This window comes from uncultured Psychrobacter sp., assembly GCF_947488565.1.
GTDB classification, from domain to species: domain Bacteria; phylum Pseudomonadota; class Gammaproteobacteria; order Pseudomonadales; family Moraxellaceae; genus Psychrobacter; species Psychrobacter saeujeotis.
This window is the reverse complement of the sequence record NZ_CANKZC010000009.1, coordinates 1-14,464: the sequence shown is the minus strand read 5'-3', so window position 1 is coordinate 14,464 and position 14,464 is coordinate 1. Positions and strand designations below refer to the sequence as shown.

The 14,464-nt window shown below is 39.6% G+C and carries 18 protein-coding genes and 1 pseudogene; 9 read left to right on the top strand and 10 right to left on the bottom strand.

Annotated elements, in window-relative coordinates:
- Nucleotides 1-175 precede the first annotated feature (175 nt).
- Nucleotides 176-2,320: a MobA/MobL family protein gene (locus Q0890_RS13415; RefSeq protein WP_299221968.1), complete on the bottom strand. Its 2,145-nt coding sequence runs from the start codon at nucleotides 2,318-2,320 to the stop codon at nucleotides 176-178.
- 288 nt (nucleotides 2,321-2,608) lie between these two features.
- Between Q0890_RS13415 and Q0890_RS13410 the strand changes: the two genes are divergently transcribed.
- Nucleotides 2,609-3,046, top strand: a complete 438-nt coding sequence (locus Q0890_RS13410; protein WP_207992406.1) for a hypothetical protein — start codon at nucleotides 2,609-2,611, stop codon at nucleotides 3,044-3,046.
- Between the two features lie 149 nt (nucleotides 3,047-3,195).
- On the opposite strand, the gene Q0890_RS13405 is transcribed toward Q0890_RS13410, so the two are convergent.
- Nucleotides 3,196-3,948, bottom strand: a complete 753-nt coding sequence (locus tag Q0890_RS13405; RefSeq protein WP_299221963.1) for a hypothetical protein — start codon at nucleotides 3,946-3,948, stop codon at nucleotides 3,196-3,198.
- 343 nt (nucleotides 3,949-4,291) lie between these two features.
- Between Q0890_RS13405 and Q0890_RS13400 the strand changes: the two genes are divergently transcribed.
- Nucleotides 4,292-4,732 carry a hypothetical protein gene (locus Q0890_RS13400; RefSeq protein WP_110817436.1) on the top strand — a complete coding sequence of 147 codons (441 nt, stop codon included), beginning with the start codon at nucleotides 4,292-4,294 and terminating at the stop codon, nucleotides 4,730-4,732.
- A gap of 246 nt (nucleotides 4,733-4,978) precedes the next feature.
- Nucleotides 4,979-5,542: a GNAT family N-acetyltransferase gene (locus tag Q0890_RS13395; protein ID WP_299221959.1), complete on the top strand. Its 564-nt coding sequence runs from the start codon at nucleotides 4,979-4,981 to the stop codon at nucleotides 5,540-5,542.
- A 111-nt stretch (nucleotides 5,543-5,653) separates the two neighbouring features.
- On the opposite strand, the gene Q0890_RS13390 is transcribed toward Q0890_RS13395, so the two are convergent.
- Nucleotides 5,654-6,286, bottom strand: a complete 633-nt coding sequence (locus tag Q0890_RS13390; RefSeq protein ID WP_299221956.1) for a recombinase family protein — start codon at nucleotides 6,284-6,286, stop codon at nucleotides 5,654-5,656.
- Nucleotides 6,287-6,716: 430 nt separating this feature from the next.
- On the opposite strand from Q0890_RS13390, the gene Q0890_RS13385 reads away from it, so the two are divergent.
- Both Q0890_RS13385 and Q0890_RS13380 read left to right on the top strand, forming a co-directional pair.
- Nucleotides 6,717-6,986 (top strand): hypothetical protein, encoded by a 270-nt coding sequence (locus Q0890_RS13385; protein WP_299221953.1) that lies wholly within the window; start codon nucleotides 6,717-6,719, stop codon nucleotides 6,984-6,986.
- A 287-nt stretch (nucleotides 6,987-7,273) separates the two neighbouring features.
- Complete coding sequence (locus Q0890_RS13380; protein ID WP_299221950.1) at nucleotides 7,274-8,269, top strand: phosphatase PAP2 family protein; 996 nt, start codon at nucleotides 7,274-7,276, stop codon at nucleotides 8,267-8,269.
- Between the two features lie 144 nt (nucleotides 8,270-8,413).
- On the opposite strand, the gene Q0890_RS13375 is transcribed toward Q0890_RS13380, so the two are convergent.
- The gene (locus Q0890_RS13375) at nucleotides 8,414-8,578 is read right to left on the bottom strand and encodes a CsbD family protein (protein WP_207992393.1); all 165 of its coding nucleotides are present in this window, start codon (nucleotides 8,576-8,578) and stop codon (nucleotides 8,414-8,416) included.
- A 469-nt stretch (nucleotides 8,579-9,047) separates the two neighbouring features.
- Between Q0890_RS13375 and Q0890_RS13370 the strand changes: the two genes are divergently transcribed.
- The gene (locus Q0890_RS13370; RefSeq protein WP_299221944.1) at nucleotides 9,048-9,380 is read left to right on the top strand and encodes a hypothetical protein; all 333 of its coding nucleotides are present in this window, start codon (nucleotides 9,048-9,050) and stop codon (nucleotides 9,378-9,380) included.
- Nucleotides 9,381-9,435: 55 nt separating this feature from the next.
- Here Q0890_RS13370 and Q0890_RS13365 read toward each other — a convergent pair.
- Nucleotides 9,436-9,513 (bottom strand): annotated as a pseudogene (locus Q0890_RS13365) (IS1 family transposase); the annotation flags it as partial.
- A gap of 76 nt (nucleotides 9,514-9,589) precedes the next feature.
- On the opposite strand from Q0890_RS13365, the gene Q0890_RS13360 reads away from it, so the two are divergent.
- Both Q0890_RS13360 and Q0890_RS13355 read left to right on the top strand, forming a co-directional pair.
- Nucleotides 9,590-10,420 (top strand): cation transporter, encoded by an 831-nt coding sequence (locus Q0890_RS13360; protein WP_087814222.1) that lies wholly within the window; start codon nucleotides 9,590-9,592, stop codon nucleotides 10,418-10,420.
- 389 nt (nucleotides 10,421-10,809) lie between these two features.
- Nucleotides 10,810-11,091 carry an HU family DNA-binding protein gene (locus Q0890_RS13355; RefSeq protein WP_192529667.1) on the top strand — a complete coding sequence of 94 codons (282 nt, stop codon included), beginning with the start codon at nucleotides 10,810-10,812 and terminating at the stop codon, nucleotides 11,089-11,091.
- Between the two features lie 38 nt (nucleotides 11,092-11,129).
- Here the strand turns inward: Q0890_RS13355 and Q0890_RS13350 are convergent, their stop codons facing one another.
- Entirely contained in the window at nucleotides 11,130-11,453 is a 324-nt protein-coding gene (locus tag Q0890_RS13350; RefSeq protein WP_192520525.1) for a hypothetical protein, read from the bottom strand.
- Nucleotides 11,453-12,214, bottom strand: coding sequence for a ParA family protein (locus Q0890_RS13345; protein ID WP_299221934.1), 762 nt, complete (start codon nucleotides 12,212-12,214; stop codon nucleotides 11,453-11,455). Before Q0890_RS13345 ends, Q0890_RS13350 begins: the two co-directional genes overlap by 1 nt.
- Nucleotides 12,215-12,353: 139 nt before the next feature.
- Here Q0890_RS13345 and Q0890_RS13340 point away from each other — a divergent pair, with 139 nt between their 5' ends.
- Nucleotides 12,354-12,530, top strand: coding sequence for a hypothetical protein (locus Q0890_RS13340; RefSeq protein WP_227681613.1), 177 nt, complete (start codon nucleotides 12,354-12,356; stop codon nucleotides 12,528-12,530).
- Between the two features lie 18 nt (nucleotides 12,531-12,548).
- Here Q0890_RS13340 and Q0890_RS13335 read toward each other — a convergent pair whose 3' ends face one another.
- The 3 genes from Q0890_RS13335 to Q0890_RS13325 all read right to left on the bottom strand — a co-directional run bounded on the left by Q0890_RS13335 (nucleotide 12,549) and on the right by Q0890_RS13325 (nucleotide 14,188).
- Nucleotides 12,549-12,845 carry a hypothetical protein gene (locus tag Q0890_RS13335; RefSeq protein WP_227681612.1) on the bottom strand — a complete coding sequence of 99 codons (297 nt, stop codon included), beginning with the start codon at nucleotides 12,843-12,845 and terminating at the stop codon, nucleotides 12,549-12,551.
- 70 nt (nucleotides 12,846-12,915) lie between these two features.
- A complete protein-coding gene (locus Q0890_RS13330) occupies nucleotides 12,916-13,116 on the bottom strand; it encodes a type II toxin-antitoxin system RelB/DinJ family antitoxin (RefSeq protein WP_192520523.1) in 201 nt (66 codons plus the stop codon).
- A 136-nt stretch (nucleotides 13,117-13,252) separates the two neighbouring features.
- Nucleotides 13,253-14,188, bottom strand: coding sequence for a replication initiation protein (locus tag Q0890_RS13325; RefSeq protein ID WP_192520522.1), 936 nt, complete (start codon nucleotides 14,186-14,188; stop codon nucleotides 13,253-13,255).
- Nucleotides 14,189-14,464 lie beyond the last annotated feature (276 nt).

Here is a 14,464-nt window from a genome sequence, read left to right as displayed (position 1 = left end):
TAAAGGTGAAAAAAGGCTCTTAAACAGGAGTAAACAGGAGTAAACAGGATCAAATAAAAACCCTTAAAGAAACGGGTGATAAATTTTTTTTGTGGATAAGTGAAAAATCATCACTTAAACCACGTAGCTTGCCTAAGCAATTTATCCCTCAGTAACAGTTTTTTTAAGGAGTAGATTAAAGACTAAATCCTCGGCTAGGTGAATGAGTTTTATTAACCTGATGTTTGTACGACTCTAAACCGCCCTGTAGGGCTTTGTGTTGGCTTTCAGACAGATCTTTGCCATATTGCTCAGTAAACGTCTCTAAAGTGGCTTTAAGAGCCTCTGAGTAGGTCTTACGCTGGGTTGTTGGTAAGGAGTTAACCTCACGCAACGCAAGTTTGAATTGCTGACAGGTTTTATCTAAGGTATCTGCTAGATGTTCTTTGGCAACGTCTCTTGCCTCAGTTGGGTAGTTATCCTGATTGATGTAATCCGTTAATTCTTCTATATAGCTGAACGATGACATGGTGTCCCGAGTCATTCTCCCTACCTCTCCTGCGCTACCGCCCAGCTCGTCGATGTTACTGGTATTCAATGCCGCTCGTTTTTGATCGAGATTGTCTCTGAAGTCTGTAAAATGCTTGATAAGCGCTAGATACTGCTTTCGTTCAGCATTAGGATCACGCAACAGCTTAATAATGGCTTTGTTGTTTTCAACCAGCGTGTGATCAAAACGTTTGGCCACTTGGCGTAAGTGCGCGGTAAATTCCACGGCTTTATCGTGGTCCTCAATACCATGGCGCTGTGCAAACTCGCTAAGTAGCGCCACTTGACGCTGATCAAATTTATCAGGGGCGTCAGCCGCGGTTTCTCCTTGCGCCCATCTGATGGCCATCGCCTCACGATGACGTTGTATCAAGCGCATCGCTAGGTGCAGCTTCATACGTTCAGCATACTCAAAGATTCTCTCATCTTTAAAACGGTTTGCTCGAGTGTCTCGATCAATGCGTCCTTCTTGTCGATCAAGTCGAGCAGCTCTTGCTCGTCGTGCGTCGTCATCGAAGGGGTTGGGGGCTGGTCTTGCACTTCGCTCAGTTGCTTTGTTAATTTCAATATTTGACTTTCCGATAGCTTCAGTGATTCCCTCAATTGCTTGTTTTGTGTCGTCAATTCGTTGTGTGAGCTTATTGTTTTCTTGTTTTGTGTCATCACATCGCTTTGGTAGGTTTTCGCATCGTTTAGCTGCCCAAGCAATGCCTGATTTTGCGTCTTCAACGCATCGTTTTGTGTCGTCAACTCGAATTGCCGTTCTATTATTTTGTTCTGTGCAGTACGTAATGTGAGGTTCTGAGCTTCCAGAGAGTTGTTTTGCAAAATCAGCTCGCTGTTTTGTGCCTCCAATGCTGCCAGGTAGTCTTGCATTTTTCTCAGTTGCCCAAGCAAGTCCTTTTCTAAGTGCGCTAATTCGTCGCTCATTGTCTGCCTCCTGTTTGATATGGTTCTCAGCCACCAAGTTATTACGTGCTTTGATGGCGCGGTTGGTATTACCTTTTTCGGTCGTGATGCCTCGGCGCTCCATGGCCGTCGCCTCAACGCCCATTTTAATAGTGGGCTGCTGATCAAGCCCCTGATCCTTGTAACTGCGCGCATCCATCAGCGGTAGATGATATTCGGCCAATACCTTATTGGCGGTATCTACCCACATCTCACGAACACGCTTAATCTCCTGCATCGATGACGGCAGATCATGCGCCTTACGTTTTTTATTAGACCACTCAAACGGGGTCTTAAGCTTTGGATCAAACGCCAAGGTTTTATTTGGTCCAATGGTAGGCGCTCGTGTGGTCACTAGAATATGCGCATGAAAATTACGCGGATCTGGGTTCTCTTCCCCTTCACGTAAACGCTTAGAACTTGGTGGTACATTAGGATCGAATGGCAACTTCATCACCGGACGATGGATACACACATCCGCAATCACATCCATATCGTCACAAAGCTTTTGGGCAAAGTTTATGGCCAGCTGATGCCGATCATACTCGTCTAACTCATACGGCAAATTAATCAGCCACTCACGCGCCACCCGACTGTCCGAACGTGTCTCTGCCGCTTCAGCAGTATTCCAAAGCGTTTCTCTATCCACACTCACACCCAGCGCTTTCAATGAGAACGGTAAAACGATATCGCTACTCATCACCCCAGACTTCTTACTATAGTCGTGGGTCTTGCCATATTTGGCATCATCAAGCACATCGCCAGCGCGATAGGCTGCCGACGCCACCGCCGACTGTCCTGCTTTGCGAGAAATCGCCTTTGTTGCAATGTGTACCATCGTCATAAAGAGTCACCTGCTATTGTTGCTTTTTGCACACCACCGCTTTTTGTGGTGTGCGGGGTTTGGGGTTTCCCCAACGAAGGGCGATTCAGTTTTTAAAATAGTAACGAAGTGGATAGATTAAAAACTGAGTCGTTACTTCGCCCTTAGTCAGGGGGACGCTACCATAAAATAATAAACTAAGCTATCTAAGGTTTCGGATGTAATTGTGTTAAAGATTACCACAAGTGATTGAACGATAGTAAGGTGCTTGCTATGCTGAGTAAAATTTAATTGATAAGGATAAATCTGATGTCAGTATCTAATAATAAAGCGCCTGTGTCTATTTTTGATAGTCAAGACTCTAATGAATTAAAAGAGCGTCAACGGTTAGAAGAGTTAAAACGCCAAGCTAAGGTTCAGCAGGTAAAGTTGGATAAACGCTTGAACAAGCAGAAGATTCTAATGGGGGCATTTTTAGGTCAGGTATTGGCAACTGATGGTGAGAGCGAGCAGATGATTCGAGAGTATTTTGCGATTCATTTTCCAGATTTTTTAACGAGAAAATCGGATAAAGAATTGTTTAAAAGTATGATTGAAAGTTTGGGTGGCGATGTGGGCTTGGGTGAGGAAGAAGATTCATTTGCAGCCAACGCAAAAGAAAATAATCAAGAGGCTATTGATCAAAACATAGGTGTTGAAAGCAATCAACCTAGCAGTAGTCACGAGCCCATCCCAGATTCTGTGTAACTGCCATTTGCTCGGCCAGTTTTTTAAGGTCAGATTGAGTAGTCATTGCTTATTCTCCAGTTAGTGGATTATAAGCAGTTACACAAAGTTTGGGAAACTCCCATTATCTGATTATGGCTATTTTCCCTTTTTTATTTTTCTGAAGGCGTTTATAATTTTTGACAGTTTTGCAATAACGCGTAGCCACCTTTAGATTTTTTTAAATCTAACAAAGAGTAGACCATTGAGTCTCCAAACACGCCATCATTAATAGTTCCTACGCTCAGTAAGTAGTTATTATTGGAGAATACTGGATTATTTTTTTTACTATATTGATCATCAAAGTTTAGCTGTTGTGAAATATTATCGTAAGTCACTGTCGCACTAGTTTTTTGGTTATTAAAGTGGTAGGTTACGCTTAGATTTTCGTTGCTATCACACTTGTAGTTGACGACATAATTTTGCTGGTTAGATGGTTGCTGCTGGTCAGTGATAAAGGCTTTCAAATTAAAGTTTTTTGCGGTGTTTGCATGCTTACGGGCATCATTGCGTGTTTGGCTTACGATAAGCTTATAATCCCCTGTATAAGGCAGGACTTGGAAATCACCAGAGAGTTCACTAGTTTTATTGTTATTTCCAAGATACAGTAACTTTAATACCACATCGTCTGATGTGTTTTGTCTTACTACTCTTAATACTTGATTAGCTTGTGCATGGAATATATATTCCTTTGTATCATAGCCAGTAATACTGCCCTTGATATCCAAAACTTGGGGGTTAGCAATATTACTGTGACTATTTTTATGAGAAGTCTCTACTGCATTAGCATACTGACTACTGTTATCAGGTGTTGTGTTACAGCCTGCTAAAGCAGCTATACACGACATCACAAATGCAAGGGCGAGTATTTTCTTTGATTTCATCTTAAAACCTTTCGTATTAAAAAATAATTGATTATTTTAACATCCAAAATAGTTGAGTTTATTGGTGTCGGACAAACTATATATTACATCCATATCTTCGAGTAAATTTTAGCTAGTACACAATAGACCAAAGCAAATCCAATGAAAAAACATAACAGATTAACACTCCACCCCAGTGAATGATATGTTCAAGCTAGTAAAATACGGCAAATATTCAAATATTATCCAATCAAGAATCCAAATAATCACGCACGGGGCGTTTATTAAATTGGCTAGCGTCTTTAATTTAGTTGACACAGAGTTTTGAACGCCCTCTTCTCTTATTATATTTAAAGGAAAAATTATGCGTTCTTTGCTTCTAACGACAATGTGCTTAACGGGCAGCTTAGCTCTAGTGGCTTGTAGTAACCATCGTGCCGACACCACGGATCTGAGTAAGCAGCCTACAATAGAAGCGCCGGTAGCGTCAGGGGCATTTACTGCTTTTGGAAACAAAGGGAAAATTTGGCGAATAGTGATTGAAGGAAATGAGCTAAGTATAGAGGCAAATTTCTTAAAGCCAACGACAGCAACAGTTACCGTGGTGGGTTCTGGTTCTGTCAATACTGAAGGTGTCGAATACGCGAGTACTGTCAATGGACAGCCTATTGTTGTGAATATAAAAAATAACCTTTGTATCGATGACAATGGCTATCAAAATGAATTTACTGCAATATTAACTTACGCAGGCAAAGCATATCAGGGTTGTGCCGTTGCCGGTGCAATAGAAATTGCGCCCACATAGCAGATAAGCCCAAGCGGTAGCCAATGTATACTTATAGCGAGCCACTCAAGCTCTTTTCTTGGTTCGGTACCCTAGTGAGGACTTGAATCTTGGACTGTATGCTAATGATGTTAACGTTTTAGCTCACTAAGATAGTCGCGGTATACTTCATGGTGTACATGCATTTGGTTTTTGAATCAATATTTTATTCATTGTAAACGCTTATCTCTAAGACGAGATTTAATTTACTTAAACCTAAGGTTAGTGATGCAATCGAAAACATTAGAAACGGATCGCCTTTATTTAAGGCACTGGCGAAAAAAAGACTTAAAACCCTTTGCTAAAATAAACTCTAGTAAAGACGTAATGGAGTATTTTCCTAAGCTACTGACAGAAGAAGAAAGTAATGCTATGGCTTCAAAGTGCCAATTGCTTATAGATGAAAAAGGCTGGGGTTTTTGGGCGGTGAGTCTTAAAGATAGTGATACCTTTATCGGCTTCGTTGGTCTACATCAACCACAACAAGACCTTCCGTTCAATCCTTGTGTTGAAATAGGCTGGAGATTGGGCAAAGATTTTTGGGGCTATGGTTATGCTACAGAAGCAGCCAATGCTTGTTTAAAATTTGCTTTTGAAGAACTAAAACTCGATGAAATCGTATCGTTTACTGCAAAGATAAATAAGCGTTCACAGCGCGTCATGGAACGTCTTGATATGAAGGATACAAGAAAAAACTTTCTTCATCCTGCTATAGAAGCTACAGATCCACTTGCCGAACACGTACTATACAAAGTTTCGCGAGAAGAATGGATGAAAATAGAAAAGCACTAATTAAGGATAATCTTAGCTCCATTGATGAATGTATAACCCAGCGGAACCCTCTAAAAAGGCTCATTAATCCATTAATAGACTACTCATAGTAGACTACTATATTGGAACCACTTAATGACTACTGAGCATCTTCGGTCTTTCCTTGGCCACATCAGCGATCAGATGCCGTGAGCACTTGGTCATACCTTGTATCTCAGAATAGCTATGACCTGATTTGAGTAGACTGGCAATAATCTTACGCTTCTCCATATCTTTCCTGCGTCCTGAATACTTACCTTCTGCCTTAGCACGAGCAATCCCTTGCATCTGACGGTTACGGCGATCCTCATAATCTTTTCGAGCAATGGCTGCGAGCATATCCAGCATCATCGAGTTAATGGCCTGCAATACACTGCTCATAAATTCAGTGCTGCTTTCAGATTGAAGCGCCATATATGAGGTCGGCAGCTCTTTTGATACGATAGAGAGCTTTTTTTCTGACAGCATTCTTTTAAGCGTATCCCAATCAGCTTGATTCAAACGTGCCAAGCGATCAATTTGCTCAACTAAGATCACATCGCCCTTATGAGCATCTTCAATCAGCTGCATAAGCTTTGGTCGCGCCAAGATAGCTCCTGATTCGTTTTCGACATAGAAGGCAGCAATTTTGTGGCCATAATCGTTGGCAAATGCTATGAGTTCGCTTTTGGCACGTTTAGCGTCTTGTTCTTTGGTTGACGCTCGTAGATACGCTCTGATAAACATAAACACCTAAAATAGTCTGTTATAAGTGGTTCCATTATACCAGTCTGTTTTAAGTGGTCTGTTAATAGGTTTGAAGGGTGAAATAGGTGGTTCCCTTAGGGTATACCTTTAAACTGTTATCCCTTCTACCTTTGCTAAGGCGAACCTAATAAAAAGATAACTGTTACCTTTCACTACCTGAAAACATTAAATCTGTCTGTTAGGTTTAACTTATTAGTTGAGAGTTATTTTGCTTTCATAAAAGAATGATAGCAATAAAAAATAAAAAGAGTAAATGGTCTGCGTTAGTACTTAAATTAGCTCAGCTCAATGACTGTATGATCGTTTCCTAGAGTTTTTTAAATATTTCGACCTTAATTATAATAAGGATATTAAAATGAAAACATCAGTACCTACGAAGTCGCTTCAAAATAAATTATGGATAGTATTTTTGGTAAGTTTCTTTGGTCTCAGCGCTTGCAGCAGTGAGACAGAAGAGCCAGCTCCTGATACAGAATCTAGCGAAATGACACCTGTGCAAACAGCAACCGAGGCTGAAGATCAAATCCCAGATTCCACAGAGGATGTAGAAGGCGCAGGAGGTACAGCGTACTATTCTAGTAATGGCAGTGTAGAAAATGATCAAAAGGCTGATGATACGGTTACTGTCAATGAAAATAACTCGAACTTAGATCAAACACCAGCAGATGGAGTGCAGTAAGTATCAGAAAGCGAACAATCCATTAAATATTAAAGGGTTTCTGTAAGGTTGTGATTAGCTTAAATCGCTCTGACTATATCGGCGGCTGATTTACTTAAGTCAGACAGCTATGTCTAATAGATTAAGATCATCATATCTTTACAACCAGATCACTTCATTACTAAGTATAGTCTCACTCAATATCGTTTACTAACTAAGACTTAGTGACTTAAACAGAAGTTCTATCCAGAGCTTTAACTAGAAAGTAATTACTCAGGGTTCAGCATACTCTCGGAAAAGGTTTAATAATGATATCTTTAATATCAGAAAATCAGCCATTGTTCGCCTTAGGTTTTCTGATTTTTCTGGTTATCTCTGTTCTATTGGTTTTTCAGTACGTGGTTATTCGTTATGGTCAGCAGCTTTTCACTCAAGCAATCCGCTGTTGGGTGAGGACTAAACGGAATCTTGCAAAGAACAAACGTATCATTCTATTCAGAGGTAAGTATCCCAAGCTGGATGTGATAATGTCTCGGCGGTTTAATTTACGGGATTTTTATGGGCTGTCACTGACATTTCTATGGGTAGTGATAGGTTGCATGCTGGTGTTATTCATTGCATTGGCTGAAGCTGTGGCTACGTTGAATTCTATTGTTTCCATCGATTATTTTATATCGTCACAGATGAGCTTACTACGTGATTCCGACGTTGTTGTTTTTTTAGTCCTGATAACCAGCTTTGCGTCTACCCCTATTGCCGTTTTGGTGGTTTTGTTTGTTGCTGTGAATTGCTGGGTAAAGCAGCAACGCTATATAATAGTAGGGTTATTGATTGCTACTTTAGGCAGCACTGCATTTACTTCTTTGTTGAAATATTTATTTCAGCGTGAAAGGCCTGCTAATAGCTTATTAGTTGCGCAAACTTATTCGTTTCCAAGTGGTCATGCGACGACCGCTATGGCGTTATATGGATTTATCGCTTACCTACTGATTCGATTCAACCAAAATTTCGCTCAAAAAATTTGTATATTTACAATAGCGATTCTTTTTATCATCTTGATCGGATTGAGCAGAGTTGTATTGAACCAGCATTATCTAAGCGATGTACTGGGTGGTTATCTAGTAGGTGCATTTTGGTTGACACTTGGCATCAGTATTACAGAGTGGCTAAGCGTAGAAAGTAAAATCATATGGAAAGTCGAGTGGTCAACTTCTCATGCATACATGATATGGCTGAGCGGATTAGGTGTGTTTATTAGCACGTTGATTTACGCAAAAATCTATCAACTTCCAATGTTATCTTAGCCATCAAAGTAAGCCACTACGAAGTATCGACACCAATAGCACACCGCTAAAGGATCAAGTCCTAACTAAACTGACTAAAAAAGCCCGTGATCATAGTCACGGGCTTTTTATATTTCCAGGGTATGATTATTGAAGATAGAATAATCAATATTTATTTTGGTTACGCCACTCATCTACATCCCGTTCAGCATCTTCTTTTGAATGACCATAACGCTCTTGGATACGGCCAACCAATTTGTCACGGTCACCTTCGATATGGGTTAGATCGTCATCTGTTAAATCTGCCCACTTCTTTTTATCGTTTGTCATTAAGTTATATAAATAGATGAAGGCACTTACTATTTAATATCGCAAACATACAATCAATTTAGTGAACACCAGTTTATCAAATGAAAGCTGCTTTTGGGGCTTAGATAATTCTAAATGTCCTTATACTGAAGGTATCACCATTTTATGTTCAAGATTACACTTCTATGTACACTGAGCTGCTATAAATAACTATAGCCACTGATACCAATAGCTTGCAGCCAAATATTAAAGTCCTCACTAGGGTACCGAACGATTATCATCAAAGCACATTCCCTCACAGAGTATCAATTTTCTTGTAGAATTCCTTGGTTTAGTCGATAATATTTGATTAAAAAAAGCGTTGTGTTTATATACTTACCAGCTTTTTTGAACTCTTTTTATAAGAAACTTAATTTATTGATAACTCGGTAAGGAAAGCTTAATGTCTAATTTTAGATTGGTAGTAGGAGCACTTACGACACTTATACTTATGAGTATAGGTTGTAGTCACAAAGAGCCTAACAACGTTAATGAAGTAAAAGAAAACTCATCAGAAGCCATAACAAAAAACATCTCAGAAGAAGTAGAGGTACGTGGAAGTTTTAAAAGAAGCTTTGAAGTATATCAGCTAGAGGCAAATGGCAAAACTTACTATGTGGCAGATCCAAAACAGCTTTTGATAGAAAACTCTAATAAGATTGGTCAAGACGGCTACTACAAATCGTTCGAAACTTGCGTGGTTGGAGTAATTGGCTCTGAAGGTGGTTACGGGCCTACTGGTAAGTATGAAAACAAAATTACAGTTAGCAAAGTCTGTGTTTAAAAAAAGGTGTACAGCTAATAGCCCAATGCCATTCTAGGAGGTAGCGTGTTATTAGACCATAGCTTTTGAAACCATTTTTCTTTATATTGTCACTTAGACAGGCTGGGCATTTGATGTATAGTGTCATTTGCATTTCACTATTTATCAATTTCTCAGCCTGTTTTTTTCCAGCCTACTTTTTGAACCGCCACCCGGATATAAATGTAGCTATGAATAAAACAACTTTTAAAATATCGAAGATGGACTGCCCTTCGGAGGAAAACCTAATCCGAATGAAATTAGAGGGCCACTCGAATATTGAACATCTTGAGTTCGACATTCCTAACCGTCAATTAACTGTGTTTCATCATGACAATATAGAAGGGATAGAGACTGCTATTCATGACCTAAAATTAGGAGACACCCTACTCTCGACCGAAACCATTGACCCCTCTGATCCCAACAATAATTTTAAAATTGATGCTGACTCTAGTCACAAAAAAGATGCTGAGCAAAGAAAGCTACTATGGATAGTGCTGGTCATTAACTTTGCTTTCTTTATTATTGAAATGAGCACGGGACTGATTTCTCGTTCGATGGGGTTGGTCGCCGACAGCTTAGATATGTTAGCAGATAGCTTCGTGTACGGAATTAGCTTATTTGCGGTCGGTGGAACGGTCATTAAGAAAAAACGGATTGCTAGAATTGCCGGATATTTTCAAATTACGCTAGCGATTCTTGGTTTTTTAGAAGTACTAAGACGTTTCTTTGGCAATGAGCAGTTACCTGACTTTTCTACCATGATAGTCATATCGATTCTTGCGCTAATTGCAAACTCGATTTGCCTCTATTTACTACAAAAATCGAAAAGCAAAGAAGAAGCCCATATGCAAGCCAGTATGATTTTCACTTCAAACGATGTGATTATCAATTTAGGGGTAATTGTTGCAGGGATTTTGGTTAATTGGTTACACTCTAGTACGCCTGATTTGATTATTGGTAGCATCGTATTTGCTTTAGTTATTCAGGGCGCCTTTAGAATATTGAAGTTGAGTAAGTAGCCAAGCCTAATAACTGAAGCAAATAGCTCAAGTAAGTAGCTTAATTAAACCGCTAAGTGTAAAGTAACTGGGTTTGAAGCAAATAAACATCATAAGGATATGAGACCTCAAGCAATGATTGAACAAACTTGAGACCATCCCAGATTCTGTGTAAGTACGGAGATCGGTGTAACTATCCCCTAAACTCCCACGGCTTGGTCTCAGCCCAAAACCCTGGGGTTAAAGAAGACCCTGAACGCTTTACCAAACGCCCTATGCAAGAGTACTTAGACGATGAGAGCGCGCCTAAGTTTTGACATTCTCCCCCGCGAGACCTAACATTTACGGCATCTCCTCACCAAACCAAGGGAATGAAGTCAAAACGATTCTAATAACAACGAGAGGTAAGCATGAATAAGCAAGATATCATTAGCGAGTTGGCACCAAAATTAAATGTGAATCAAGATGAGGCAAGGGTTGTACTAAACTCAGTTTTGGATGTTTTAGCCGACTCTTTAGCTAACCTCGAAGAAAATGAAAGATTGAAGTTAGTAGGGTTTGCAAATTTTCAAAAGGTTAAGCGCAAGAGTCGTTTAGGTAGAAACCCTAAGACAGGTGAAGCAGTAGAGATACCTGAAAAGCTAGTCATCAAGACGACAATTAGTGAAAATCTAGTAGATAGCTTTCAGTAATTGCTCGAGGAGTTTTAACTTATCGGCGGTGCAATAACCTAAGTAATGGTATTGGCTTTTAATATTGTGTTGATAGTATCGTTTACACTGGTGTTGTTATCTTCTGCCAACTGCTTAACGGCTTCATAAACTGAAGGCTGTATGAGTATCTGTACACGTCTGCTTTTAGTCTCTGCGTCTTTGGGTGTAATCATAACTTTAGGTCTCACTTGCTGAAGGCTCTTAACTCTAGGCTTGGCGTTGATGGTAGTCTTAGTCGTAGCGGCGTGTGCTTCGTCCGCTTTGTTTTCTACTTCAGCTTCTGGGATATCGATATATGCCATCGCTGGGCTAGATTGTGTGAAGCTCTTCTTAGTTGTCATTATTTAATCTCCTTCCAGATTGCTTGCATAAGGTCGTTGTAGTCCTGCGATGCGTTGCTTTTATCATCATAAGTAAATAGGTCTTTACGTGTGGCTTGTGCTTCTTTGACTGCCACGCTTTCACGTATTACTTGTGAATATACTTTAGTGTCTAGTTGGCTTGCTGTTTGCTCTATGACTGCGTGAAGGTCACGGCTTAAGATAGTTCTAGGATTGTGTCTAGTTAAGACAATACCTAATACTTTTAACTCTTTGTTGGTGTAGCGTTTGATAGCGTCTAAGCTCTGTCCTAGCTGCGTGATACCTTGAAGACTGAATATATCGGCTTGTGCTGGAATGGTTGCAAAATGACTAGCCGTTAAAGCATTAACCATAATCACGTTTACGCTGGGCGGAGTATCCATCACTACATAATCATAGCCCTGTAAATTTTGCAGAGCTTCTTTTAACTTATACTCTTTCCCTATACTGTTTAATATCAAGTCAATATTAGCCAGTTTAGGATCTGCAGGAATCACATTAAATCCTTCTTTATTTAATTGTATCTTGCCAGTTTCTAGTTCACCCGTGATCAGAAGCTGCAGACTTGAATAATTACTATGGCTAGAGCTCGTAGCATAAGTAAGATTACCTTGTTGGTCTAAATCAATGAATAGCACCTTCTGCTTCTTCTTAAGCTGTAACCATGCTCCAATAGCGTGAGCGGTGGTCGTCTTACCCACTCCGCCCTTCTGATTAATTACGGCTATTACTTTAGGCATCTGTAGAATTCCATTTTATGATTATGTGCATGATTATGTTTATGTGTATGCTTATATGTATGACTATGATTATGTGTATGCTAACTATACACTAAAACCTTGGTAATCCCCCCCCAATTATCAAGAGCAGATAGCACAGTTGAACAAAACACTGGATAAAGCCAACTCCAGTATTCAGGATTTTGCGCAAGTTAGGCTGTTAGAATTTAAAAAAGCTGAGCAGGGCTATGAGCTGCCACTTGAACAAGAGAAAGAGAAAACAGACGACTCAGCCGTAGCTACGGCTGAAAAGAAAAAAAGGTGGTGGGAATTTTAGACGTTGCGATTTTATCGACTAATGATCTAACAAATACGCTTCTAGTGCATCATTAATCATATCTTGGTAGTTTCCGCCGGTCTTTTTCGCCTTATCCTGGAATCTAGCGATGATACTAGGACTTACGATACTGGCACCGACCATAGAATCAGATGACACTATGCTGCTACGGGTCGCACTCGACCAGTCCGTTACTTCAGGCATATCAGACAAATCGATATCATGATCTGGAAGCATCGCCAATCGTTGCAGATTCGCTTCTTGCTCAGCGCTTAAAGACGGTAACTCATTTGCTTTATAGCTAACCCTATTCATAAAACCTCCTTTCAGCCTTGGTGGCAGGCCGCGCTGATATGATACGAATAAGCTCACCACCCTCACTATTTCATTGATCACCGTCTTCAAGCGTATGGGTGCTAGGCATGGTCTGATAATCAAAAGACAGCGGTATGCTATTGGTTTCGGCTACCTGATGCAAAAACAACTTAATCGCTTGCGAAGGCGTTAAACCATAGCCCTCAAGTACCGAAAATGCCTTGTCTTTTAACTCTTGATCCAGACGGATATTATAATTGGTTGTGCTCATAGCATTACGTATCGCTTATTTATGTACCATCAATATAAGCGATACGTAATGCCAATTCAATAATTTTAGGGTTTTGGACTTTCATAAATAGTAAAGGCAGTGGGTAGTTCATCTATAATCAAGATTAGATGCGGTATTAGTGTTTAATCTTTGGTAGATAGCTCTCTAAAGCCTTATTAGGCTTGTTAAAACTTTCAGGCTCTCGCTGTATGATATTAATCATTTCGCGCTTAAATGCCTCAGTCTGCATTTTGCCGTCATAACTTAGGCTTGGATGGTCGTTATAGTCATTCATAAACTGCACGCTATCAACAATGGACTGGATGGCTGCTTGCGATAATGCACCGTCTGCACCCGTTAGCTTGTCTAATGTTTTTTTATGGAAACTCAGCTTTAAGCCTCTAAATCCCTTACCTCTCGATTTCTTTTGATACTCCACGCTAACACTATAGTTTGTATTCTCGTTAATGTCGTTAATAGCTGTTTCAATAACAAATTGTCGCAAATGACCGAACTGCTTGTATTTACCTTTGACATTCATTACATGCTTAAATTCTTCAAGTGTAAAATCTTTGCTGTACTGAAACTGATTAACCCACATAACGACCAATTCATATAAACGTATTGAGTGGATACTTGATAACTCGCCGATTTCAAGCAACTTATACTTAGTAAAATTAGCTCTTAGCTGTGTCAAATAAGGCAAAATCTTTTCTGCAAAAGATAAAGAAACTTCTCCGTTATCCGGGTCATAGACAATACTACTGATAAGTCTTGTTTGAAGTATTTTGTTTTCGGGCAAGCTCATTACAATATCAACGTCATACAAACGCTTACTTGCGTTTTCCATATCACGATAGACGTTCTGCTCGTTTTTAGACTTCTTACCAAAGAACAGTGACTTTATATCATCTACAGACACTTTAAATTCAGTCTGTTTTGTTACTTCTGGTGCGTCAGGTCTGCTGTCTATCTGACTAATACACGCAAGCATTAGCTCTTTGTCTGTTTTTTGCATTGTGTATGTTGCTAAAATCAGCTCGTTTGATTGAACAACTAAATTATTTTCCATTTTTAATCCTGCTCATTTACTGTTTTTTTAAAAACACTCAAGCTATAGTAACATTAAAAACAGTTGAATAAACAGCATTTAATATACGACTGTTTTTTCTGCTCATTTACTGTTTTTTCTGCTCATTTACTGTTTTTTCTGCTCATTTACTGTTTTTTCTGCTCATTTACTGTTTTTTCTCTTTGTAAGCTATTGATTATAAAGGTGAAAAAAGGCTCTTAAACAGGAGTAAACAGGAGTAAACAGGATCAAATAAAAACCCTTAAAGAAACGGGT